Annotated in this window: 31 protein-coding genes and 2 pseudogenes; 19 read left to right on the top strand and 14 right to left on the bottom strand. The window is 40.8% G+C overall.

Annotated elements, in window-relative coordinates; translation table 11 throughout:
- Positions 1-5: 5 nt before the first annotated feature.
- The 4 genes from K2Q13_RS10435 to K2Q13_RS10420 form a co-directional block, all read right to left on the bottom strand.
- Positions 6-821 carry a PD-(D/E)XK nuclease family protein gene (locus tag K2Q13_RS10435; RefSeq protein ID WP_292921018.1) on the bottom strand — a complete coding sequence of 272 codons (816 nt, stop codon included), beginning with the start codon at positions 819-821 and terminating at the stop codon, positions 6-8.
- Positions 814-1,104 (bottom strand): hypothetical protein, encoded by a 291-nt coding sequence (locus K2Q13_RS10430; protein ID WP_292921017.1) that lies wholly within the window; start codon positions 1,102-1,104, stop codon positions 814-816. Before K2Q13_RS10430 ends, K2Q13_RS10435 begins: the two co-directional genes overlap by 8 nt.
- On the bottom strand, positions 1,101-1,238 hold the full coding sequence (locus tag K2Q13_RS10425; RefSeq protein WP_292921016.1) for a hypothetical protein: 138 nt from the start codon (positions 1,236-1,238) through the stop codon (positions 1,101-1,103). Before K2Q13_RS10425 ends, K2Q13_RS10430 begins: the two co-directional genes overlap by 4 nt.
- A 109-nt stretch (positions 1,239-1,347) precedes the next feature.
- The gene (locus K2Q13_RS10420) at positions 1,348-1,536 is read right to left on the bottom strand and encodes a hypothetical protein (protein WP_292921015.1); all 189 of its coding nucleotides are present in this window, start codon (positions 1,534-1,536) and stop codon (positions 1,348-1,350) included.
- Between the two features lie 540 nt (positions 1,537-2,076).
- On the opposite strand from K2Q13_RS10420, the gene K2Q13_RS10415 reads away from it, so the two are divergent.
- Entirely contained in the window at positions 2,077-2,679 is a 603-nt protein-coding gene (locus K2Q13_RS10415) for an FxDxF family PEP-CTERM protein (RefSeq protein WP_292921014.1), read from the top strand.
- Positions 2,680-2,904: 225 nt separating this feature from the next.
- Here the strand turns inward: K2Q13_RS10415 and K2Q13_RS10410 are convergent, their stop codons facing one another.
- From K2Q13_RS10410 to K2Q13_RS10385, 7 genes and pseudogenes are all read right to left on the bottom strand, one after another.
- A complete protein-coding gene (locus tag K2Q13_RS10410; protein WP_292921013.1) occupies positions 2,905-3,585 on the bottom strand; it encodes an SOS response-associated peptidase in 681 nt (226 codons plus the stop codon).
- Between the two features lie 2 nt (positions 3,586-3,587).
- A complete protein-coding gene (locus K2Q13_RS10405; protein WP_292921011.1) occupies positions 3,588-3,791 on the bottom strand; it encodes a hypothetical protein in 204 nt (67 codons plus the stop codon).
- 517 nt (positions 3,792-4,308) lie between these two features.
- Positions 4,309-4,830 carry a hypothetical protein gene (locus K2Q13_RS10400; RefSeq protein WP_292921010.1) on the bottom strand — a complete coding sequence of 174 codons (522 nt, stop codon included), beginning with the start codon at positions 4,828-4,830 and terminating at the stop codon, positions 4,309-4,311.
- 1,007 nt (positions 4,831-5,837) lie between these two features.
- Positions 5,838-5,924, bottom strand: a pseudogene (locus K2Q13_RS13335) (DUF4113 domain-containing protein); the annotation flags it as partial.
- A 41-nt stretch (positions 5,925-5,965) separates the two neighbouring features.
- Positions 5,966-6,238 (bottom strand): TMEM165/GDT1 family protein, encoded by a 273-nt coding sequence (locus tag K2Q13_RS10395; protein WP_292921009.1) that lies wholly within the window; start codon positions 6,236-6,238, stop codon positions 5,966-5,968.
- 293 nt (positions 6,239-6,531) lie between these two features.
- Positions 6,532-7,662, bottom strand: coding sequence for a PEP-CTERM sorting domain-containing protein (locus K2Q13_RS10390; RefSeq protein ID WP_292921008.1), 1,131 nt, complete (start codon positions 7,660-7,662; stop codon positions 6,532-6,534).
- 261 nt (positions 7,663-7,923) lie between these two features.
- The gene (locus K2Q13_RS10385) at positions 7,924-8,487 is read right to left on the bottom strand and encodes a helix-turn-helix transcriptional regulator (protein WP_292921007.1); all 564 of its coding nucleotides are present in this window, start codon (positions 8,485-8,487) and stop codon (positions 7,924-7,926) included.
- Between K2Q13_RS10385 and K2Q13_RS13330 the strand changes: the two genes are divergently transcribed.
- The 17 genes and pseudogenes from K2Q13_RS13330 (at position 8,448) to K2Q13_RS10310 (ending at position 21,494) form a co-directional block, all read left to right on the top strand.
- Complete coding sequence (locus K2Q13_RS13330; RefSeq protein ID WP_365725770.1) at positions 8,448-8,648, top strand: YdaS family helix-turn-helix protein; 201 nt, start codon at positions 8,448-8,450, stop codon at positions 8,646-8,648. The two genes, K2Q13_RS10385 and K2Q13_RS13330, sit on opposite strands and share 40 nt — an antisense overlap.
- Positions 8,649-8,779: 131 nt before the next feature.
- Positions 8,780-8,986: a hypothetical protein gene (locus K2Q13_RS10380; RefSeq protein WP_292921006.1), complete on the top strand. Its 207-nt coding sequence runs from the start codon at positions 8,780-8,782 to the stop codon at positions 8,984-8,986.
- A gap of 154 nt (positions 8,987-9,140) precedes the next feature.
- On the top strand, positions 9,141-10,004 hold the full coding sequence (locus K2Q13_RS10375) for a helix-turn-helix domain-containing protein (protein WP_292921005.1): 864 nt from the start codon (positions 9,141-9,143) through the stop codon (positions 10,002-10,004).
- On the top strand, positions 9,976-10,578 hold the full coding sequence (locus tag K2Q13_RS10370) for a hypothetical protein (protein ID WP_292921004.1): 603 nt from the start codon (positions 9,976-9,978) through the stop codon (positions 10,576-10,578). Before K2Q13_RS10375 ends, K2Q13_RS10370 begins: the two co-directional genes overlap by 29 nt.
- On the top strand, positions 10,571-10,927 hold the full coding sequence (locus tag K2Q13_RS10365; protein ID WP_292921003.1) for a hypothetical protein: 357 nt from the start codon (positions 10,571-10,573) through the stop codon (positions 10,925-10,927). The genes K2Q13_RS10370 and K2Q13_RS10365 overlap by 8 nt, the downstream gene beginning before the upstream one ends.
- A gap of 467 nt (positions 10,928-11,394) precedes the next feature.
- Entirely contained in the window at positions 11,395-12,156 is a 762-nt protein-coding gene (locus tag K2Q13_RS10360; protein ID WP_292921002.1) for an antA/AntB antirepressor family protein, read from the top strand.
- Between the two features lie 8 nt (positions 12,157-12,164).
- The gene (locus K2Q13_RS10355; RefSeq protein ID WP_292921001.1) at positions 12,165-12,875 is read left to right on the top strand and encodes a hypothetical protein; all 711 of its coding nucleotides are present in this window, start codon (positions 12,165-12,167) and stop codon (positions 12,873-12,875) included.
- Positions 12,872-13,060: a DUF551 domain-containing protein gene (locus tag K2Q13_RS13325; RefSeq protein WP_365725767.1), complete on the top strand. Its 189-nt coding sequence runs from the start codon at positions 12,872-12,874 to the stop codon at positions 13,058-13,060. The genes K2Q13_RS10355 and K2Q13_RS13325 overlap by 4 nt, the downstream gene beginning before the upstream one ends.
- Positions 13,057-13,491 (top strand): RusA family crossover junction endodeoxyribonuclease, encoded by a 435-nt coding sequence (locus tag K2Q13_RS10350; RefSeq protein WP_292921000.1) that lies wholly within the window; start codon positions 13,057-13,059, stop codon positions 13,489-13,491. The genes K2Q13_RS13325 and K2Q13_RS10350 overlap by 4 nt, the downstream gene beginning before the upstream one ends.
- Before the next feature lie 211 nt (positions 13,492-13,702).
- The gene (locus tag K2Q13_RS10345) at positions 13,703-14,338 is read left to right on the top strand and encodes a helix-turn-helix transcriptional regulator (RefSeq protein WP_292920998.1); all 636 of its coding nucleotides are present in this window, start codon (positions 13,703-13,705) and stop codon (positions 14,336-14,338) included.
- Positions 14,339-14,341: 3 nt separating this feature from the next.
- Entirely contained in the window at positions 14,342-15,235 is an 894-nt protein-coding gene (locus K2Q13_RS10340) for a hypothetical protein (protein WP_292920997.1), read from the top strand.
- A 1-nt stretch (position 15,236) separates the two neighbouring features.
- A complete protein-coding gene (locus tag K2Q13_RS10335) occupies positions 15,237-16,760 on the top strand; it encodes a hypothetical protein (protein WP_292920996.1) in 1,524 nt (507 codons plus the stop codon).
- 259 nt (positions 16,761-17,019) lie between these two features.
- Positions 17,020-17,412 carry a small metal-binding protein SmbP gene (gene smbP, locus K2Q13_RS10330; protein WP_292920995.1) on the top strand — a complete coding sequence of 131 codons (393 nt, stop codon included), beginning with the start codon at positions 17,020-17,022 and terminating at the stop codon, positions 17,410-17,412.
- Positions 17,413-17,927: 515 nt separating this feature from the next.
- The gene (locus tag K2Q13_RS10325) at positions 17,928-18,302 is read left to right on the top strand and encodes a DUF6394 family protein (protein ID WP_292920994.1); all 375 of its coding nucleotides are present in this window, start codon (positions 17,928-17,930) and stop codon (positions 18,300-18,302) included.
- Positions 18,303-18,356: 54 nt separating this feature from the next.
- Positions 18,357-20,069 (top strand): NAD(P)-binding protein, encoded by a 1,713-nt coding sequence (locus K2Q13_RS10320; RefSeq protein WP_292920993.1) that lies wholly within the window; start codon positions 18,357-18,359, stop codon positions 20,067-20,069.
- A 376-nt stretch (positions 20,070-20,445) separates the two neighbouring features.
- Positions 20,446-20,603 (top strand): annotated as a pseudogene (locus K2Q13_RS10315) (DUF3309 domain-containing protein).
- 609 nt (positions 20,604-21,212) lie between these two features.
- Positions 21,213-21,494, top strand: a complete 282-nt coding sequence (locus K2Q13_RS10310; protein WP_292920992.1) for a high-potential iron-sulfur protein — start codon at positions 21,213-21,215, stop codon at positions 21,492-21,494.
- Positions 21,495-21,791: 297 nt separating this feature from the next.
- Here the strand turns inward: K2Q13_RS10310 and K2Q13_RS10305 are convergent, their stop codons facing one another.
- Entirely contained in the window at positions 21,792-22,115 is a 324-nt protein-coding gene (locus K2Q13_RS10305) for a BON domain-containing protein (RefSeq protein ID WP_292920991.1), read from the bottom strand.
- A gap of 96 nt (positions 22,116-22,211) precedes the next feature.
- Positions 22,212-22,334 (bottom strand): hypothetical protein, encoded by a 123-nt coding sequence (locus tag K2Q13_RS10300; RefSeq protein ID WP_292920990.1) that lies wholly within the window; start codon positions 22,332-22,334, stop codon positions 22,212-22,214.
- A gap of 145 nt (positions 22,335-22,479) precedes the next feature.
- Between K2Q13_RS10300 and K2Q13_RS10295 the strand changes: the two genes are divergently transcribed.
- On the top strand, positions 22,480-22,794 hold the full coding sequence (locus K2Q13_RS10295) for a hypothetical protein (protein WP_292920988.1): 315 nt from the start codon (positions 22,480-22,482) through the stop codon (positions 22,792-22,794).
- A 175-nt stretch (positions 22,795-22,969) separates the two neighbouring features.
- Here the strand turns inward: K2Q13_RS10295 and K2Q13_RS10290 are convergent, their stop codons facing one another.
- The gene (locus K2Q13_RS10290; RefSeq protein WP_292920987.1) at positions 22,970-23,695 is read right to left on the bottom strand and encodes a Crp/Fnr family transcriptional regulator; all 726 of its coding nucleotides are present in this window, start codon (positions 23,693-23,695) and stop codon (positions 22,970-22,972) included.
- Between the last annotated feature and the right edge of the window lie 300 nt (positions 23,696-23,995).

Genomic DNA, 23,995 nt, shown 5'->3' with positions numbered 1-23,995 from the left:
GTGTACTAATCTCCTTTAAATACGCATTTATCCCAACGTGGGCAGTATTTTTCACTGCATAATAACGACTTGGGATTCGGGTAAAACCTTCCTGACCTGAACATATCAGCCGCAAACTCAATCAATCCAGGGCTGTCCTCGGTGCCAACCATGATTCGCTTTGCATTGCTGAGGGTTCCAGTTGCTATTTCAGCTTTGCCTTTGGTTTTTAGGCCAATGATTTCGGCTTCTGAAGTAATTGACATCCCGGTTGTATGCTCATATAGCAACTCATAAGTGCCTATTTGCGCACCATGCCCCTTGGTCACAGCAACGCCCTTTTGCACAGAAGCGCTACCACTCTTCAAATCTGCAATCCCTACACCTCCGTTGCCATCCTTCTTGATTCTCGCCCGATCCATCGTTCCAGTTAACCTGATCACGGTGCCACCGCCACAATCAATATCCAGCGGTTTGGTTTCCATTTCCACTGCGACAAAATTGTAATTAGGGGATACTTCTTTGCAATATTTGGTAAGCAATGAGATACCGATGCTTTCAGCCTCACCAAAAGTCAAGTCATCCTTGTTGCGGTCATACTCATTCTCCGGATCACGCAATTTATCTACAAAAACCCCGGCAGCATCTGATGCTGTGATTTCATCACCATCCAGTACGGCCTGATCAAAAACCGCAGAACCGGCATGTATTGCGGTGCCTAACGCGGCGCGTAGACCGACTACGTTTTTCATCCCTAACAAGTGAATTCCTTCCCATCTGTACGCACAGTCGAAGAGTCCGGCCCAGGATGAGGCGCGTACTTTTAGTGTTGGGTCAACCATGATTTACATCCTTACCACTGGCATCTATCCCGGCATTTGTATATGCCACGTCAATGTTTGCGTATTGAAAATCCACTGCTGGCCGTGAAATGCTATCGATGTATCGTCTTGGCCAAGGTATGTCGGTATCTCTGCATTTATTTTGTTTAAATGCCTGATCTCTGGTAAATACATGTGCTTTGTTAAAATCGGAGGTATAGCCCTTGCCGTCTTTCGCCCAAAACAACATGTCGTTGCCAACATTTCCTCTTGAGTCTTGTAAGTAGAATTGATCTTCACTCATATCCAATCCCTGCCGCGATCTGAATCATTCGTACTGACTGACAGCATGAAATCTTCGTAATCGGTATCGCGTTGATTCTGGTTATTCGGAGCAGAAAAGAGCTCAATCAATACAAATAGAATTTGCTTAATCATTACAATCTCCTTAACTTGAACGCTCTTTTGATTGAATAACCGCGTGACAACCAGTAGCAGAAATTAGCAAAATGAGAATCTTTGCAGCAGGGCATGTTGATAGTCATATTCATGATTTATCACCCGATTCATTGCACTGAGCGGCCTCACGCACCTGGTCTAGCTTGGCTTGATGGTCTCTTTCACCCATCCATGCCAACACAGCAAGAAGCACAGCGATCATAAGAAACGATCCAATTCTCGTAACGTGCGCCCCTTCTGTTGTGCGGAAGCTTTTCATATCTGTATTTTTGTACATAGCATCTCCTCCTTATTGATCTGATCAACTCATCTGCGCTTACGACTTATGATGTGTTGATGTGAAATATACTACAAGTACAGCTTGTAGCAAGTCAAGCAAAACTTGTAATTTTGCTGAAATATCTTCGTCAATTTGGATATGGAAAATAAATGCGGATAAAAAATGATTATTTGCTTGTGCTAGAAATTACAAGAAAAAATGATTCTGTAATTACTAATCAATAAACCTTATAGGGTTACTTAAAATGCTAGATAAATTGAAGGAGAAATCTAAAATCAGGATGTGTTATGAATAGAGAATCAGGTAGGCTAAAACAGGAAGAAATTGAACGGTCATGTGTCCTAGAGAACAACTAGTATTAACCAGTACAGGTGCACTAATAAACAAGTACTTATTTCCTATTGTGGTTCTACTCAACGCTAGATAACATTGCTATTATTAAAAATTAAAGAAAATAAATCTGTACTTTTAAATTTCCGAAGCAACCAGCACTAAAGAAATGATCAAGCTAGATAAATATTTTAGGGACTAATTAAAATGACTTTACGCAAATTAACATTATCAATTATTGCAGCAGGTTTTCTTACTTGTGGGGGTGCTGTTCAAGCAGCATCTTATCAATTTGGGCAGTTATTAGCTGGAAATGGTCCAACCAATCCATATTTTGCAGATCTAGAAATTACCGATAATGGCAGTGGAAATTGGACATTTACTCTTTCAGCTTTAGATTTAAATAGTATCTTTGGTTCCAGTTCATTTATTGGATCTATGGCTGTTGACGGAGTAAAACCAGCTACTATATCAACCAATGTGGGTGGAGGCGTAACCGCAGTTAACCTGCAAAATGGCGGGGGTCCAACAGGCATATTTGATTTCAGGTACGATATGATCAATCCTAAGAATGATAAGCTGACTGGGCTTGAATCCGTTACTTGGAATGTGGGGGGGTTAGGATCCACCGCGCTTCCTGGCTTCAATGGTGAGATGGCATTGCACGTGCAAGGTATAGGCAGTAATGGCGATTCAGCGTGGTATGTTGCAACATCGCCAGTTCCAGAACCAGAAACTTACGCTATGTTGCTTGCTGGTTTGAGCTTGATTGGATTCATGGCACGTCGCAGAAAAGAAACTGCAATTTAATTCTTAACTTGATTTAATCCAGAACGGGGGTTCAGGCCCCTGTTTTTGCTTGTTGATTAACAATGCCTATTATCAGGAAAAAATGAATACATAATTACTTGAAAAAAGTTGTTTAATCCCTCGTAATTGAGAGGGCTAGAGCATGGCCATTGTAAAGAGGTCAACAAAAAACCACCGGAGCGGGTTGTTATTTCATTGAATGATCTGCAAGTTTAAAGTGCGGGACTATGATTCAGTATTAACAGGTTGAATCAATTGTTCACCCTCATTAGATGCTTTGTTAACATCAGTTGATACTGGCCAGGTTTGCATTTTTTCAGAATCATAAGGCTTAAGAAAAAAATCCAGCATTTCTTCAGGTAATGTATCCGGCTTAAGCCAAATATCAATTGATTCATAGGGAAGTAGTGCTGGCATACGATCATGAATGGGGCGCACTAGATCATTGCTTTCTGTCGTGATGATTGAACAGCTTTCGATAGTGGTGTCGTTAATTGAGACGGTATCCCAGATTCCTGCAAATGACGTAGGGCATCCATCCTCATTGGTTGAAATATAGTAAGGCTGTCTATGTTTTCCATCTTTCGGCGACTTCCATTCATAGAATCCCGTGGCAGGAATTATGCATCTTTGTGAACGGAAGGCATGCTTGAAAATTGGTTTTATTGCTACCGTTTCTGCACGCGCATTGTTGAGAAGTGGTATTTTCTTTAAATCTTTTGCCCAGCGTGGAACTAAACCCCAGCGCATGAATGTACCTTCGCGGCCTTCGAATCTTTCACGGATTACTAAGATAGGGGACATGGGTGCTATGTTGAATGCTGGCTGTATTTCGGGCATGGAAGCCGCTTTGTACCATTCTAATAGGCGGGAAGATGGATAAGATAATACAAAACGTCCGCACATAATTATTCTGAAATTAATTTATCAATTATTTCAATTTTGTAATTATTCCGAATATCTTTATTTACGAGACTCTCATTAACTGCTATATCCCAAGCGTCATTAAGATAATCTTGGTCGGAAGGATCATCAATTAGTTCAAGATATACAGGATATTCAGCCACTCTGTTACCAGAGTATTTTTCGATAATTTGTACAATTCTTACCATTATTATGCCCCCTCGAAATTTAAAAGTATTTCTTAATACAAACCAAAAGAATTTGGTTATGGCAGAGAAAGTTAATACTTATTCAGGAATGACTCAATTAGGCCGAAAATAGGTCAGGAAGAAGCAAGCCGCCACTTAGGCGGTTTATAGGGCATAATTTCTTATTTGATTTCTACATTGTAAACCCCCATACCCCTATAGCAATTAAAGCAAATGCTAGTAATACTGCACATATCATAGTAACAGCAATGTTTTTTAGTAGGCCGTGAGTTATCGACGTTTTATTTATCAGTATTATTTATATCGATAGACATAATAAGCTCCAATTTATTGGGAAAGATGATATTTTAAAATGATTAAAAATTACTTCTGTACGGTTGTTAACAAAGTCTCTTCGCCGTTTTAATGTGAAATTAGGCAGGAATGAATATTTATACCATCAATCATCTTTTTAGGTATTGGTTCAGTTTGAAATTTTCTGAACCACCATCCAACCCTTCATTTCTTAACAATAACTCTAATTTCTCTTGTTTGCTTTAGATCCTGCAAAAGTATCATTTAAAATGGGTGAAGAAGTTAATTCCCAGTTCATTGAATTGCCGCGTTGTTCAAGCACGACAGTAAGTACCTGGTTGTTATATTGAACGCAAGGGATAGTTAGCAGACTACCGTTGACTGTAGCCATACATATCGAATTAGCAGCTATACAACTTGACACATCCCTAAAAATAACACCGCCAGGAACATCTGTGCTCGTTGTAGTAATAATCGCGGTACCGTTATTGACAATTATATCGGTGGCTGAAATACCTTCTCCGAGCCCCAGATTAAGAGAAGACTGACCGCTGAAACAGAGATTAGGATTTGTGGTGCTGTCAGCATTAAGAATGCTAGCGATTAATTGAGGAGAACCTGATGCTGGATTATCAAGAATAAAGACAGTGTCGCCTACTGTAGCAACATTTTCAGCGAATGCAGACTGAATTCCTGAAACAACTAGAGATATTGCGCATACTATTGATAATGCAAAATTATTCATGATATTCTCCAGAAATAAAAGAAGATTTATTTTACACAAATAAAGATATGCTTCCTTAAAATCTTTAAAAAACAAGTTGTAGTTCAGAAAATTTTAAGCTGAACCACTACCTCTTTTTATTGAGGTATCCTGCATTGGAGGCATTTCTTCAGGAGGATCGACTTCTGGAGGCACGTTGATAGGGGGGCTCTTGTTCTGGTGGTATTGGTTCTGGCCCTGGATCATTAGGAGGAACGTATTCCGGTGCTGGCCTAGGGGGATTGAAAGTGATAGTTCTAAATTAGAATATTTCATAACATATCCTTTTACTTTTAAAAAGATAAGTGTCTTATTCTGGTTTTATATTGTCTGTTCGCTTTGCCACAATCAAAAATAAATTAAAAAACCCGCCGGAGCGGGCTATAACGCAGGGAGCGAAACGAGATTTTAGTAGATCAAGATAAGTACGATTACTAACAGAAATAAAGACAGATCAATTGGTTTTATCATGATGATTTGATTATTAGATTGCGAATGAGGTTTATTGTAAAGAATGATTGTTACTACAGTATGACGGAATCATTAATAAAATCTACCGATCTAATAACATTTATGAATCAATATAAAATATCAGAAACGCTGAAATTTAGATTATATGTGGCAATAAAAATACCCGCACTGCGCTGGATTCTAATTGCCAAGGAGTTTTGTTATCACAAAATATTCACGGTGATATTGGTATAGTTTTAACTGGTGTCTCTAACTCCAGTTAAGGCTCCAACCCAGTAATTGTTGCCTCGCAATTTCACGAAGTGGGATACTCAAGAGGTGGCTCCTATAAGCGCGTTCCTTTCCACCAAGGAACGCGCTTTCTCATTTTGTGGTTACTATGTTATGCCCAAACTCTAGGCAATAAAAGCCTCGTCTGGAGCGAAGTGGTTAAGTACTAATCTCCTTGATCTTGAGTAATTAAAAATTGGGTTGTTTTAAACTAGCATAAACTAGGAGGGACTTACACAACTTTGACATTAATTGTCTTTATAATTTACAGTAACAAACTCATCCCACATAGTGGTATATCCCTGACTCATGCTGCCTTGCTTCATTTTCCATTGTTGCTGAGTACCTTAAAATCACAATTTAAGTGTTTATTGAGTTACGCTTTGATTAATGTCCAAAAACCAATAATAATAAAACCAGCTCCTGCAATGAATTTTAGGTGCTTTATACTAATGTAATCGGAAATTAGACTGCCTGCTAAAACGCCGATTGCTGAAGTGGTAATCAAGGCGAGAGAAGCCCCGATGAATACAGTCCACTTGCTGACTTCTTTGTCGGCAGCATATAACATAGTAGCAAGCTGAGTTTTGTCACCAAGTTCCGCGATAAAAACTGTTATGAAGACCATCAGTAATATTTTGTAATCCATTTGCGTTTCTGTTTACAGCAATGTTATTCAAAAAAATAACGCAATTTCTTCCTTATAGCAATTATGTTTTTCATTGGTGGCTTATGATTTAAAGTGCATGTGCAAAGTGAACTATCGCACACAACTATTTATTGATTTAGTGCATAATCTACTAAGATTTGGCTATTTCCATATAACTTAGCTAGATCTCCCAGTTATCTATGTGTTTCTAACCACTAGATAATTGGGTCAATCCCTAATTCTTTCTCGTGGTATGCAGCGCTTAATGCCGCCCTTTTTAATGCGTTGTTTTTTTATGCTGCTTTATATTTTCTTAATCCCAGCAACCCCAGCCCAGCCAGCAGCATAAGGTAGGTTGATGGCTCGGGGATTTGAGGTATAAAAATAGGCTGCGGATCAAATATGGTATCGGGCGTGTAGGACAGCAGAAATGCCTGAGTATAATAACCATCAGTTCCATATCCAACTATTTGACCATTATTATTGATGTCAGTAACTTGAATGTCAGTCCAGCCGGTTGCAATAACAACATCCAGCACACTGAGATCCGTCATGCCACCGTGACTATAAAGAAAAGCATGGTAATCACCATTAGCAGTCGAAGCTAAACCTATAACTTCCCCCAAATTGTTGATGCTAGTAGCAGAACTGCTTCCGCCACCACTCAAAGTACCTAAATCGGTCATACCAGCACCATTAGGGCCTGTAATAAAAGCGTGGGAGCCATTGCCGGTAGAGGACGATCCAACTATCTGTCCTGAATCGTTAATACTATAAGCAAAGTTAGTTTTCCCTCCCAAGGTATCCAACTCAGTTATGTCAATGCCATTTGGGCCTGTCATGAACGCGTGGGTACCACTATTGCCGTAATAGTTTCCAATTACTTGCCCAGCCTCGTTGATGCTAGTGGGATAGCTATCACCATCCGATGATTTACCCAAATCAATCATGTTGACACCATTAGGTCCGGTAACGAAAGCGTGAGTTCCTGGGGTGCCTATATAAGTATACCCAGCTGTTTGCGCGGAATCGTTCACTGCAGTGGCACCATTGACGTACCCACCTAAGCTACCCAGATCGGTCATACCTACACCGTCAGGACCTGTAATGTAAGCACGTAATTGGCTGCCGGTATAAGATGATCCAACCACCTGCCCGGAATTGTTGATGTCATTCGCGGTGGTTTCGCCCCAAAAAGTACCTAATTCAGTCATGCCAACACCATTAGGGCCGGTAATAAAGCCATTATCAAAAAAGCCACTATTACCAACTACTTGACCCAAATCATTGATGGCATTGGCAATGTTACCTCCAGTGTTATCTCCTTTATCTAATCTTTCCAACGCCACAATCGACCAATCTGCATAAGCTGCTGGAGTTGAGAGTAGTGCTCCCGCAAGTATTATTACGTGCAAATTTTTCATACTGCCCCCTTGATTATTTATATTAATATTGCTTGAAGACGTTACTTTCTACTGATCCGGCCATTAAAAAGATTTACTAGAATCCCCGTATTTCGGCTTTCTCTGCTATGAAAAATAGAACTGTTTAATGGCCGACTCTATAATTACCGGGAGTGGTATATGACATTCATACTATGACATCTCATTGATTAAGAAATGGTTATCAGTTACTTCTTGCACGCACATCTGTCGTAGTAGCACCAGTTGGTAAGGCTTGCCACCTTATTCCCCCTCTCCTGTTTTCTTGCTTCTTCCATCTCCAGGTTTTTTTATCGTTTGTATTGCTTTTTCTCGCGTCTTTTTTGGCGCATGAAAAAATATCTTCAACTGTTCCATGCGCTCTAAATCAATTCCGTCTTTTCCGACACCAAGAAATTCGATTAACGCGGAATCATCCTTGATTGTATTTTTATGATCGCTTAATTCACTCGATCCAGCAAACAGAAACTCTTGTTCAGACATTTTGAAAAATTCTGCAATTTTCCTGTATCTGCTTGGTCTTGGCTCTGTCTCTCCAGACAGCCATTGTTGAACGGCTTGCGGTTTTACACCCAAAAAGATTGCTAGACGTGTCTGCCCACCTTTCAAGTCAGAACTGCCTAAACATTCTCTCAGCCTGTTAGCAAATTTATCTCCCATGCGCAAAATCATACAAGCAAACCTTGTAATAAAGTTGAAAGAATAACTTGTAATAGCATATCTATTATTGTAAGATAAACTTGTAATAAACCATTCTATCTTAAAAAATGAATCATATTGAAGAAAAGGAATTAATGAGGAAGTCACTCGAAAAGGCAATTGAAATTGCTGGTGGGCAGACTGCCTTGGCTAATTTAATAGACATAACTCCTCAAGCTGTACAGCAGTGGGTGAAGCGAGGTCATGTTTCAAGGAAAAGCGCGAAACCAGTCTCAAGAGCGACCGGAATCCCTCTAGAGAATTTGTAGTGGCATTATAAGTTTTCATAATTCTATAAAAAGTATTCAAAAAATTAACCAACAAAAAATAATAAGAACCAAATAACTAACAATTATTAGCCACTGTTTTTATTATACAAATGCGAAATAAAGATCGACGTATGAGCAATTTTGGAAAATGTACCGAAGAATTCAAATTAAGACTGGCTTTCAGCACTGCTGAAATCCTGGTCAGAAGAGCGCATGAGAACGGCATGACCCCAGCTGAATATTTCAGAACAATTCTCGAGATTCACGCTCACGGTCGAGAAGAGGTATCAAGAATACATGAAGAAAAATTAAACAGGCTGCTAGGTGAGGGTAAGTAATGGGTACTCAGGATACCCCGTCACAGTCACAACTGTACCTATGAGCAATGTTGTTGGCGGTATTTGCTCATTGGGTGGCAGGGCATGCACGATGCTTATAAATGCGTTTTGCTTCAACTAATGCAACACGACCATCCAAGTAAAGGCGATCCTCATGAGCATTAAGATCATGACAGAGGTGTTTGAAAGGTATCCGAATGGAGGTGGTGAAATGCTTTTAGCATTAGCTATTTCTGATCACGCTAGTGATGACGGAACCAATGTTTACCCATCCGTAAAACATCTTGCAGAAAAAACCCGCCAATCAGAAAGAACAATCCAATACCAGCTTAGAAAAATGGAAGAAAGTGGATGGTTGATTGTTGTGGCTGATGAGAAAGGTGGTCGAAGCAAAGCACGCGAATACAAAATAAATATTGACTGGATAAAGGGTGCAAATATTGCGCCCTTTAAATCTGAGACAAAGGGTGCAGAAATTGCACCCATTAATCTTCCAATAAAGGGTGCAACTGACGACATAAAGGGTGCAAGTGACGACATAAAGGGTGCAAGTGACGACACAAAGGGTGCAATAGCTGTTGCACCCGAATCATTAGAATCATCATTAACCATCATAGAACCATCAATTAAAGAAAAAATAATCAAAAAAGAAAATGGGATTGATCCGGAAATAAAGAATTTACTTCCTGATGTTGATGAACAAGTCATCAAAGACTTTTTGATTCTTAGAAAACAAAAAAAGGCACCCATTACCGCAACCGCTATGCAGGGATTCAGAAGAGAAGCTGCACAAGCCGGAATATCACTGCAAGACGCATTGATTCTGTGCTGCACAAACGGCTGGCAAGGATTCAAAGCTGAGTGGTACCACAAGGCACAAGCACCGCCACCCTACCAATCAAGGCAGCAAATAGCGTCAATCGCGGCAAGGTCAATCTTTGGAAACGAAAGTAGCAACGAAAAATGTATTGAAGGTGAGGTTATAGAGCATGAATCCACTGCCAAAAAACTGGGTTGAAGAAATATTCAAACGATTTCATGGACGATTTGGAAACCGTTTTCTTGCCGAATATTCAACCGGGAAGATTGGAAAAAATACACTTGATGAAGGTATTGAAAACGCAAAGAAAGTTTGGGGTGAGGAACTTGCTGGATTCACACCGGAAGAAATCAAGCGTGGACTGTCGGCTCAGTACGACTACCTGCCAGACTGCGACAAATTCAAGGTCGCATGTAGACCCACAATAGACCTCGAACGCGCGTTTTACGAAGCGGTAGATCAGATGCATCGGCGCAAGGAGGCCAAGGATAAATGGTCGTCTGCAATCATTTATTGGGCTGCTGCAACCCTTGGGAATGATCTGAAAAACTTCCCTTACGCATCAATCAAAGTGCGCTGGAAAGCAGCTATTGATAAAGCAAGACAGAAAATTATCGAAGGAAGCTTGCCCAACGAAGTGCCACCAAAACTGGTTGCAATTCCCGCGCCTGGCAAGACCACGATATCGAGAGAAGAGGCTGCAATAAGGATGGAAGAAGTTTATGCGGTTTTAAATAAGAAAATCATCAATGGAGTAACAAAAAGTGAATGAAAAATGTTTAGAAAACAGTAGATTAATACGCCCTGTTGGTGATATGTCGGGATTTCATGAAGAAAATCAAAGCGCAAGGGTCGCAATAGCCAGGATGACTTCGGCTGTGTACGGCGAATTAACTGAAAAGCATGAGGAAGTTAGAGCTTTAAATTTAAAAGTCGTCGCGCTTGAATATGCTAAAGACGATGCAAAGAAACAGGCGCTTCGCTGGCAAGGAATAGCAGAGATAGAAACGGCCAGCAAGTTACGTGAAATGGATAAATCCAGAGACTCAACGTTGATTATGATTATATCCATGATCGTGACTTTTGTAAGTTTGGGAGTTCTTGTTTTTAATTGGTTTTAGCGTGCATGGGATATCCAAATGTTAAGCCATATCACAAAGCTGTAAAGGTTAATAAAAGCGGCGGGGTGTCTGCTTTGTGCTTCAAAAAACCGCGTGCGATCAATCTTGCAAAAGCAATGTGGACAAATCGGGATGAGGCTGTGACATGTAAGAAGTGCTTAGAAATTATGCGGAATCGGTATGAACCGTAAAGTAATACCGAAAAATTGATGCCATGTTACTGCCCGGATTGCACTGAGAATCCACGAGAAACGTATACCGAAAAATTCAAAATGCAGTGCCTTGAGCGATACAAAACTGCGAAAAGTATATGCAAAATGAAGGGTAAATCTGGTCGAGTCAGGGAAATTGATAATTACGGCAAATTGCACGGACAACACCGACTGGATTTGCTGAAAGTGGAGATACAAAGGCAATGGAGTCTCAGAGAAAAGGTAGCCCAACCAGCATGAATCGGAGAACAGGCAATGAATGAATTAATTAAATTAACAAATACTACAATCGGTGATGAAACGGTATCGGCTATCAATGCGCGTGAGCTACATGGATTCTTAAAAATTGGAAAAGATTTTTCAAACTGGATAAAAGACAGGATTGATCAGTATGGATTTGTTGAAAATCAAGACTTTTCAGTATTCGCCAAATCTGGCGAAAACTCTTCGGGTGGCCGGCCACAAAAAGAATATGCAATAAGCCTCGATATGGCAAAAGAAATATCAATGGTCGAGCGCAACGCAAAAGGTAAGGAAGCAAGACAATATTTTATCGAGTGCGAACGGCGATCAAAATCAAGTGTGATTGATCCTATTAAAGCGCTTTCTAATCCGGAAATTATGAGGGGGCTGTTATTGAGTTATTCAGAGAAGGTTATAACGCTAGAAAGTAAAGTAGAAGAGCTCTCACCTAAAGCTAATGCGCTTGATCGAATCGCAACGCATGGCGAAGGTTCTTTTTGTGTGCGTGACGCTGCTAAAACTCTGCAAATCCAGGAAAAGAAACTCAGACAGCTATTGATTGCTGAAAAATGGCTTTACAGGCGACCTATGGGTTCTGAGTTACTTGCGTATTCCGATAAATTGAGATTCGGATTAATGGAGCACAAGATCACTAAAGTTGAGAGGGATGACGGATCGGAGCGTATTTTTACTCAAGCGAGAATCACTGCCAAGGGCTTGGCCAGGCTATCCATGATACTTGCTTCTAGTAATCCCGGCCAGTTGTTTGCTTAGGAGGACACATGACTCAGCAACCCCAGGATGCAAGTGCGGTATCTGGAACGCGCAGAAGCATGAAAGAACTCGTTGATGGAACGATTCGTGTCCAGATTGATATTGACCCAATGTACCGGGAAGAATTTTTCAGGCTTTTTGGCCAGATTGATATGCCGGTAGCTATTGCGCCGATACGGGTTAACAGATACCCGGAGGTGAGAGAAGCAGAAAGTGGGTCTACCAAGACACCAAATCGACTCGCTCAAGCAATGCACCTTGATGGTTACTTCCGCAACTCCAAGCTATGGACCGGCATGGAGATAGCGGAATTCTACACGCAGAACGATCATAAGCGATACGTTGAAACATTGCCTTGTTGCGGTACCAAGTTTGCAAAACACATCGAATGCAATGGCGATGTTGTGGGGCATCACGTCAAAACATCGGCCAACTCCGGGGTGGGTATCAAGCCACTTCATTGGTACTTGGTCCCGTTGTGCCATAACCATCACATGACATGGGCGCATGGCTCACACGCTGGATCGGCAACCCATGAGGATAGGCATGACGTGTTGTTGCCGCACGCGGTATCGCTAACGGCCAATCAAATGAAGATTAAATCCAAGGGAATAATTGGAATCAACAGCCTTTCAGGGGTGACAATAGAGTTGCTGAATGCTTTTGAGGAAGAAATCTTTGGGGAAATTATCAATAAATATAATTTGAGGGAATTATGAACATTAACTGGATTAAGTGTTCGGAGAGGATGCCAAAAAGGAACGAAGATTTGATAATCATTAAAGATCATAGGAAGCCAAGAAAAATCAGCGGAGTATTGTTTCATAGTCATTATGGGCAAATGAACGACAAATTTTCATGGATACCTTACACCGATGAAGCCTGGCAGGAATTGAATAAGTGAACGAGATTCTATTCATTGTTCCGGGACATCCCGTCGCAAAAGGCAGGCCAAAAGCGGCTCGGCGCGGGAAATCTTTAACCATGTACACGCCAAGTAAGACAGTTAACTATGAAGGCTTGATTGCACATTCTGCACAGATCGCAATGGCAGGAAGGGAATTGATACAAGGCGCGGTATCGGTCGAATTGGATATCAGATTGCAGATACCTGATTCATGGTCAGGGAAAAAAAAGAAACTTGCGCAGGATGGCTTGTTATTCCCAACTAAGAAACCGGATATCGATAATATTTTTAAAGCGTGCGCTGACGGCATGAACGGCGTGGTTTATATGGATGATGTCCAGATAGTCCAGACATCGCAGAAAAAGCGTTATGCGCTAACCCCAGGTGTAGTAGTTATTGTGCGTGAACTGGATTTGGAGAATGCCTGAGTATGGATGATGTAGATAACGCAAACGACTTCATTCAAGAAGCTCATGACAAGAACATAGCAAAAATAAGATCAAACGCGGCGAATATTCCCGCTGGCATTGGTGGCGAATGCTTTCAGTGTGGCGAAGAATCAAAGAGATTAGTAAAAGGTACGTGTGCGCCATGCAGGGATAGGTACAAACTCGATTAATCACCTGGAGTGATCGTTTGATGGCCAGAGTTGTAAAGTATATTCCTAAAACAGAGGATAGAACCCGGCTAGTAAAGATGCTTGGTAAACGTTTGAGGGAGGCGCGTGAGATCCACGGTCTCAGTCAAAGTCAAGCCGCTAAACGTCTTGGATACTCTAACTCATCGAAACTGGCAAAGATTGAAGCCGGTTCGGATACTAACTCAATACCGCTTTGGTTAATCGTTCGCGCAGCAAAGCTCTATCACGTTTCAATCGATTTCCTGTTTGGCGAATCAAGCGATTGGGAAATGAGTGCGGAAGCAATCACTGAAAGGGAAACCCAAAAATGGCTATTCGAGGCATGGGAGCAAGGACGAAAGGACGACATGGATAAGGTCAGGCGGCTGCAGGATAGAATCAATGCGGTAACTAAATTCATGAAGCACTTCTTTGGGTCATCAGTTGACCTGGAAATAGCGCTAGAGAAATTCATTGAGCTTAATCCGGAGTTCAATGAAATGAAGGGTAGTAATACGCTACTGTCAAGGGTGGAAAAAATCTCAGAGCTGACCAGAACGTCAAGAACCAAGCTGGAAATATACGCGGAACTGGCCAATGGCATCAATCGCTTCAAGATCGACTCAAATCCGCAACCAAGGCTATTCCAGGACTAAATCATGGCAGCAAAACCAAAACTAACCCAGGAAGAGTGGGCGAGAGTACGCCGCACCTGGGAATCAGACGCTAGAGAAGGGTATGCGTGGCTTATTGACGAAATGAACATCCCAATATCGAGGGTTGCTCTGCGCAAGACTGCTATCCGTGAAAAATGGACGAAGGTTTCCGAAATCAGCAAACCGGAAACCATCAAACCAGTTCGCGCAAGAAATGCAAAAGCAATAAATAATTCTGTAAAACAAGCAAATACAAGCAAGGTTTCCAAGGTTAACAAGAAGGCGAAGGTTTCCAAGGTTAACCATGTTTCGGAAACCATGAGTGATGAGCCGGAAACCATCAGCGAAACCTTGGAGGAACCATCAGAAAAAGAGATTGGAAGGCCAACTCTGTTTAGAGAAGAGTATATAAAACAGGTATATAGATTATCGCTATTAGGTACCACAGACGAAGAGGTGGCAATTTATTTCAACGTGTCAGAGCAGACTGTTAAAAACTGGATGAAAGAGCATCCTGCGTTCCTTGCCTCCATTCAGAAAGGGAAGCTGGAATCTGACTCAAAGATTGCACGAGCTACCTACAAATCAGCGCTTGGAAGGCACTACGTTGAAGAAGAAAAAGTAGTAGGTAATGAGCTTGTTATGGCCAGGCGACAAATACCGCCGGACGTATCTGCGCAGCGCATGTGGTTGTTTAACAGAAGACCGAAACAGTGGAGAAACAAGATAGAGCTTAAAGAGGACATCAATCTAAACGTATTCCCGCCAAAAGAAGAGCTGGATGACATTCATCGACGAGCGATGCTGGAAGCGGCAAAACGGCGCGATGATCTTATTGCAAGGCGCGAAAGGCTTGGACATATCATAGACAACGATACTGGCGAAGTGATCGATTAATATGGCTGATCGCTTACTGCTTCCCGAAGATCCCAGGTGGAAACCATTTTGTGACCGCTATGCCGGTAGCATTGAGAATTTTGCCACTGAGGTCGTGGGAGTTATTCCTTCTTACCAGCAATTAGAATTATTTACTTTTGTTTCGCCGTCGAGATCGCGTACTTCCGTGGCGTCTGGTCATGGCACTGGAAAAACGGCCGGAATAGCTATCATCGTTCTCTGGCATCAATTATGTTTCCCGATGTCAGTAACCTTTCTGACAGCGAACGATATGGACCAGTTGCAAGCTACGTTATGGAAAGAGATATCAATATCCCATGAAAGAATCCGGCGCGGCAGACATAGTTGGATTGCAGAACATCTTGAAATATTGGCCAATGCAACCTGCCGAATTATAGGCTATGAGCAGGTATGGTTCACTGAAAGCAAGACAGCCAATGAAAAAACCGCTAACAAGATGGCTGGGCGGCACGCTGAATGGCTTCTGATCATTGGTGACGAGGCATCAACCCTTCCTGACCTGGTAATAACCACCCTGACCGGCGCATTAACCGAAGAGCATAACCGTATGCTGCTAACCAGTCAGCCTACCCGCAATGCCGGTTTCTTTTATCGCACGCATAACGATCTGTCAGTAAGAAATGGTGGCGAGTGGAATGATTTGTTGTTTGATTCGTTTGATTCTCCGTTTGTAAGTGAAGCATCACTTATGGAGCTATGGGAACAGTGCGACGATGACGAGCGCAACGTTCGTATACGAGGCAGATTCCCGCAGGATTCATCCAAGCACATGATGGGCCTAAGAGTGGCCGAATTGATGTATAAGCGCGGCAGAATTATCCAGGATAATGAGAATTACGGCTGGCTGGTTGTCGCTGATATCGCGTCAGGTGAGGGGTTACGCGATAAATCTGCGTGCGTATTGGTGCGCGTAATCGGTTACGGTGACATGGGACCGGATGCACGCCGTGTTGAGGTGGTCCGGGTGCCACTGCTGACCAATAAAATCCGTTCGAATACGTTTGCCGGGTATGTGTCAGACAATGGCGCTGACTTGACCAACGTTACCTATGTAATTGACTCCGGTGGCCTGGGTATCAACGTATGCCAGGACCTTGAGGACATGAATAAGGTGGTTCACCGCGTTAACTGGGGCAATCCCTGCTTCAAGAATATCAATAAGGATCGATACCTGAATCTAAGAGCACAAGCTATGCATCAGGCGGCGAGGGCAGCGAAAGACGGACGGTTGTCGATTCTAACCAGCGATTATCGGAATGCGATGCTGGATCAATCATCACGCATACCTAAAACCTTCACTGATAAGGGGCGTATTAGGGTGCCGCCCAAGGGTGCTACTGAGTGGGATGGCATGAGTTCGCCTGATCTTTGGGATGCTGTCTGCTTCGCATTTCTTGAGGATGTGAGTTATATCGTCTCGGGGGATGCTGGAATGGGTGGAATGACGAGTTCTGCCGCCGATAACGCACTTAGAAAAACCGAAGAAATGTTTAGTGATGTTTAGCGGTTTAGATTGCCCGGCAAGGGGCTATAGTCCTTGTCGGGCAGGGGAGATACAATACAAATGCAATTGCTATAACGGACAATAAATTGAAAACTTTAACAGGAACGACTAATTACGGATGGGTTGCTTCTAAAAATCTTTAAAGAAGTAGGTATAACACAAATAGACGCTAAAACCAGTTTATTTAAAACATTGGGATAATTTCAGAGTTCTATACTTATGTACAAATAGTCAGAAAATTACATTGGGGCTTATAATAATGTTTGAAAATAATGTAATGAGTAGCAAATCCAAAATTTATTTTAAGAATCAACAAGATTTACTGTATTCCAGTATCATAATTATTATAACCTTAGCTCTATCTGCATGTATGGCAGAGAATCATTTACATCAGGCTATTAGATATTCTGAGGCTTCAATAATTGCTGATGATGGAGCAACAATTGCAAGACACTCAACAACCGCAATAAGTCATGCGCTTTCAGTGCAAGATCAAGAGTATATTTCGTCTGCCAACCGTATTCATTTAGCAATGGCCATTGTTAGTTTGGAGAAGGCTATTGAAAATGGATATTATGACAATGATGATTCAGCAAGGAATGCCGCACGTATCGCTATAGCGCACTTCAAAGAAATTAAGAGAAATAACTAAATAATTTAACCTACAACTTCCCCAGGGCTCGCGCCGCCGACCGGCGCGAAGGGTATGACCCCGTAAGTGAGCATGCTGCCCGATCCCTAACGCGTATTTTCTTTATTTGTATTCCTTCTTATGGCTAAATAGAATTTGATTTCAATTCGGTGAGGTATAATCAAATAATCAATTGCGAGAGGGGAAAATGGAACTATCCGCACTATTGACACCCGTTCACGTCGGAACTCTAAGGGGCGTATAAAGCAAGCTGGATAATCGATTGATTAGATTATTAAGGTAAGGCATGTTTAATTTATTGTTTTTCCATTGCTATATTTTTTGAAATTTTGTATGTATATATTGGAATAAATAACTATTAAGGATTCTGTGGTTTATGCACGATTAATTTCAAGTTGCGTCTAGTATATTAACTTGTTGGCATCAAAGGTGGCGCTGGAAGTGCGACTCCTATCAATTTGATTTTCCCTTCATTATTTAATACCGTACCAATTGAATGTTAAAAGAGATTTTATATGAATCTTGAAAAAGTGGTTTTTGGTTTCTTTATTGTACTGGCCTTGACGCTTAATTTCGGATTTGTCATTGGCGACATTGACAATCCCGCACATCATCATCCGTATGAATTGTATGCCGCCATTATCGTCAATCTCATTGCAACGGTATTAAAGTTTGGAGATCGCACACAGATAGGAGCTGTTCACCTATCTACAAGCTTGGTTGCTGATTTGCAACTTATTGTGGCAGCAATTCTTTATGCCGCAGTAGGCGATACTCCTGCTGAACACACAATGATTAATCATGTTGTTTCATTAGCAGGTGGAGCTTTGCTGGCAAATATTGTCTCTGTCATTCTTTTAATAGCTGAGACGCTTAGTCTTCGACGTTAAATAGTTAATCCTACAATTAATCAAAATTAGCTATGAATCCACTGAGATTCAAATTTGAATAATATCGTTTTCCTCATTCTGCGGCGCATTCGCGCTCCTCTTATCGCAGTAATTGTCAGCTTCGGTATAGCTGTTTTTGGAATGACGCTGATGCCAGGTATTGAGATCGAGGGAGAAATTTTCTATCTATCGCTGTTCCAGGCGTTCTATATCATAAGTTACACCGCTACTACTATTGGTTTTGGGGAAGTGCCGCATGAATTCAGTACAGCCCAACGTCTTTGGATGACATTCTCCATCTATCTGACAGTTATTTCGTGGTTCTACGCTATTGGTAATATCATCGCGCTGTTTCAGGATGTTAGCTTAAATATTGCTATTACCACATCAAGATTTACTAAAGCTGTGACACGCCTGCGTGACCCTTTCTATATTATTTGCGGATATGGTGAGACTGGCAGTTTGTTAGTTAATTCACTTGATCGCAAGCATATACGAGTTGTCGTTATCGAAATCCTGCAAGATCGAATCAACGATCTTGAGCTAGAAGATTATCAGTATGATATTCCCGCATTATGTGCTGATGTTGAGCTGCCCGACGTTTTGATTAAGGCTGGGATAAGGCATTCGATGTGTGCAGGGATCGCAGCACTGACTAATAATGATCATGCAAATCTTGCGGTGGCTATTGCAGCCAAAATAATAAACCCCTCCTTGATGGTTCTAGGTCGGGCTGAAAATGCTGATACAGCAGCCAATATGGAGTCTTTTAAGACAGATCATATTATTAACCCATACACATTGTTCGGGGATCATTTGGCAATGCAAGTACATGCGCTCGGCATTTATCTGCTTCATGAATGGCTTACTGGTATCCCAGGACAGAGTCTCCAATCCCCAGATTGTCCGCCTATTGGCAAATGGGTAGTATGTGGTTATGGACGCTTTGGAAAGTCAGTCGTAAAAAGTCTTCAACGCGAAGAAATCACTATCACTATTATTGAGGCCAATCCGGAATTAACAGGATGTGAAGCGTGTATTATTGGGAGCGGCACCGAGTCTAAAACTTTAGAAGAAGCTGACATCAAAAATGCTCTTGGCATTGTCGCTGGAACAGATAATGATGTAAACAACCTTTCTATCGTTATAACTGCGCGAGAAATGAATCCAGAATTATTTGTAGTCATTCGTAAGAACAAGCGTTTTAACGATATTTTATTCGACCACTATAAAGCCAACATTACGATGCAACCCAGTAACATTATTGCGCATGAATGTTTGGCGCATATGATATCTCCGTTGCTTGCTGGTTTTCTATCTCTGGTACGTATCCAGACTAATAGCTGGGCAAATCAATTAATAAGCCGATTAGTGAACACTATTGGAGAACAAGTGCCCGAGACATGGACGATCATGATTGATGACTCTCATGCTCCGGCGGTAATTACTTTATTGTCTCAGAGAGTAACTGTGACACTTGATAATCTGGCGCGTGACCCTGGCAACCGAGACTTAAAACTGGAACTCATGCCTTTAATGTTGCTACGTGATGACAACCCATTATTGCTCCCTGATTGGGGCATTCATATTAAAAATCGTGATCAGATATTGTTCTGTGGACGGTTGAATGCAAGAAATACATTATCTGTTGTGTTGAGCAATTATAAGGCATTGAGTTATATAATTAGCGGAGAGGTTATAGCGGATGGCCTGGTATGGCGCTGGTTTAGTAAGAAGTTTAGGAGAAAGGCAAACACTCTTCCGTAAATATTTGAGTAATCTGTAAATCCAGTTCTGTTGAAAGTATACTCACTCAGAAAATAGTTTTAATACTAAATTTTTTATATTGCTGCCACCTAAGCACTTTTAAAATCTGTTGCCACTACCGAACTTTTCCTATGATGTCTTTTGCTTCACCCTTTACTTGAGCCTTGTTCACTATGAATTCCTCATTTTAAATTGAAACATCTATAAAAAGAATCGACATCCATTTGTGTGCTATTTCAAGGCCATATGGTTATTGATCGAAGGCACTGTTGCATGCGTGGTTGGGTTATTTGGTGTTTTGCGCGGAGGAAAGGTAGATTGAAAATGATAATAATTTATAGCCAAATCTTTTAAAGAATAGTTTAGGAGAAATAAAATGACACCAGGAGCGATACTAATGATAACTCTGGTACTGATATTGATCGGCGCTATTCCAACTTGGCCACACAGTAGAGAGTGGGGTTATTTCCCCAGTGGCATCCTTGGAAAATAGTGTTGATCTTGCTCATTCTGATGCTGATGGGCCGATTATAGCTTCCACGTTTGATTGCGCAGAGAAAGCAAAGAATTAAAGTAATGATAATGATCGTGTCCAGGCTGGTTCTGTGCATTAAAACACGGAACAGAGTGGGGTTGCATTGCGTAATATTTAGTGAATGTTAATGAGCTAGTACGGAGGTGTAAATATAAAAATGTTTAGTGTTTTTTCTCTTGGATTACAAGTTGATCCATATCGAAAGAAATTACATCTATGTCACCTCTAAAAATTACCTCTTTTGCAAGAAAACACTTGTAACTATCTGATTAATTAAGGTAGTAATTATCAAAAACTGTATTTTTAGAGGGTACCTATAGTATTTTATAATACATTCACTATAAAATTAAAATGCGTTCTCTTATGCAGGAAGATGATGGCTAGAAGAGCATGCACCCGAAAGGTTGCATGCTGCTTGAACCCTGCCGACTGAAGAGACTTACCGCTATGTTGTTAATCATGACTGCCCGGGTACAAGCAGTTAACACCAGCACTGTAGAAATGTTTGCTATCGTACAGAACAATCTTGTTTCTACATTTATTATTATAAAAATATGTTTTGATCATATTTTAAAGCAAGTTTCATAATAATCTAATGAGGTGAGACCATGAGTTACTTTGAAAAGAAATTCTCGCGGCGTAAGATGATAAAATTCATGGCGATAGGAGCCACTTTTCCTATTGTGAATAGCATAGTTGGCCAAGCACATGCAGCAAAAGCTTCCAAGGGTTTAATGAAATATCGTGACGAACCAAACGGAGAGGAGCAATGCAGTAACTGCATGCAATTCATTCCGGGTAAAACACCAGAAACTAATGGCGAGTGCAAAGTTTTGAAAGGCAGTGTTAGTCCTAATGGGTGGTGCACTGCTTATGCCAAGAAAACATAACTGTATCTATAATGTTGCCATTTAATTTTATTTCATCCAAGGGTCACGCCCGCTGACTGGTGCGAAGCATATGCTCGCAGAAGTAAGCAGTCCAATCCCTCAAGCATTTTTCTTTATTCGCCAGTTTGTTGAAAATAAGCTTAGTGTGATAGTTGAAATGAAAAAAAGTTTGAGCTTGCACATCAATATCTCGGTCGGTTGCGGCCGAGATATTGATCTTGGCCTTTATTCCTTTCTGCTAGGCGGTTTTATTAGAATGTAAATAGATTCCGCAAAAAATAGTTTCCTCTATCGGCGCTAATTGAATAGCGCTGGATCAACTATTAATTTGTTTACAACTTTCTTTACACCATCCACGGAATGCGCAATATTGTGCACAATCTCTTCTTCGGCTTTTGATTTCACGGCACCAGTAAGTACCACAACCCCATTATTATCTGTATCTACTTTGATGTGCAAAGAATCAATATCCTTTTCTCCAAGTAACTTGGCTTTAATTTGAGTAGTAATAGCTGAGTCTGTAACAAATTCGCCTACGCTAGAATCAGCTGCAGAAACAACGGCAGGAATAAAGAATATGCTGATGAAGAACAAAGTAACAATTAGTTTTATAGATTTCATTTTGTTTACCTCGATTATTTAAAATCTAAATATATCGCAGTTGTCAGGCGCAGTCTGTGCGCTTACCAACTATAGTCGTTTTTACTTATGGCCGTATTACTGGCCGTCTAGCTGATACAATTGCCCTGATTGCATCAAATGAAGAGGGAAAAATAATTTATCAACATAGGAAAGCGAATCGGCACCTGGCAGCGTAATGCCGGTATCGCAACCTGTCATCGCATTTCAAGCACAAGAGAATCGCTCTCAATGCTATTTGATGCGGTCGATTAGTCGCAAGTTGCTGCATGCGTTTCCAGCAAAGCAAACTGCATTTGCTATGGTCACAAAGCGCAACGTTTAAACATTGTTCCAGATACCTGCGATGCAGCTATTAATTATGGGTGGATTGCCGCAAATAAACTTTAGAGCAGAGATATCAATACCGTTACTAAATTATTTTGGTGGAAGGGCAATTATGCAAGCTGCGATATTAATCCGGACAAAACTAAATGATCAATTTGTAGTTTGTTATCCCTACTCAACTATTCCACTAAAAGAAAGAAGTACTGCACATAACGATTTTAATTTCTGTTGGCAAATAGCTTTGAGCAATAATCTTGTGGAAGCAGGAACTGAGGAACTTTATTATTATTCTTTTATTGATCTAGATGATCCAATTTATAAAATATTAACTTAAAAATAAAAAGTTTTTTAAACCCTTACTAGTAGCAAATCTTTAAAGGGGGCCTCGAGGCTTTGCTGCTTGCCGCAAACGCAGGGGTTCTATCATAAGCTGCTTTAATCCTCTGCACGTTCAAGGGTCGCGCCGCTGACCAGCGCGAAGCGTTTTTACTAAACTATTTTAACCGTTATTAATGACAAGTATCCAGCACGTAATTTTCGTCTTCAGAATGTAAGGTGTTTTTTATTGCTTGATAACATTCGCACGAATGCACTTCAAGTGCCTGGCGATCTAAAATGTGAATTTCTCCCCGTTTGTAATCGATTATGTTCGCTTTTTGTAGATTACTAGCTATTTCAGTAATGGTTTCGCGACGCACACCTAAAAGATGAGAAATAGCTTCTTGGGTAAATGATATTTTGCCTGGAACCCAATCATTATGAAGTAGCAGAAATTTACAAAATTGTTGTTCTATCTTATGAAATCTGGCGCAAACGGCATTAAATGATATTTGCGTTGTGAGATTCTGAATGTAATTTAACAATTGGTATTTAAATAATTCTGCTTTATTAAATTGATCAAGTACTGCAGTTCTTTTCATTTGGTATGCCCAGCCGTCATGTACAACAAGGGCTCGATGAATGGTGGGACTGTTACTTAAAATAAGGTCGCTTCCTACTGCGCCATTATTACCGATAGAGGCGATTTCTGACGATTTGCCATCTAATGTTTCATACATTAAAGAAACGATGCAATTAACTGGGAAATGGATTGATTCGATATATTCCGATGACTCATAAATTACTTCTCCAGCTGTTAAGTTAACTAATCTACACTGATCCATTACCGCAGTGAAATCAGATTCAGGTAGAGTATTTAGAAGTTTGTTATTACAAGGAAGTACAGTAGAAGTCATGACATCTTGCCCTTTAAATTTTTAAGAATATCTGTTCAAGGTTGAACAGGCTTAATATGGTTTAAAGAAAGATAAATGCTGATCTATGAATACGTGAAATAGCTAAATTTTCGAAATTGAACGTGGCTTTTAATTGCACGCTTACATAATATTTATGTAATACATCAAAGTATGTGCGACACCGAACATACAATGCTGACAAAATATGGCAAGTAGTAAATCCTGCTTTAAGATTTATGAAATCATTAGTGATTTTAAAGCTGCAATGCTCTTAATAGATAATTTAAGAAAGAGCAATAA

It is taken from the genome of Nitrosomonas sp. (assembly GCF_019752095.1).
In the GTDB taxonomy this organism is placed as follows: Bacteria; Pseudomonadota; Gammaproteobacteria; order Burkholderiales; family Nitrosomonadaceae; genus Nitrosomonas.
The sequence above is the reverse complement of the archived record's forward strand: the minus strand, read 5'-3'. Positions and strand labels throughout refer to the sequence as shown.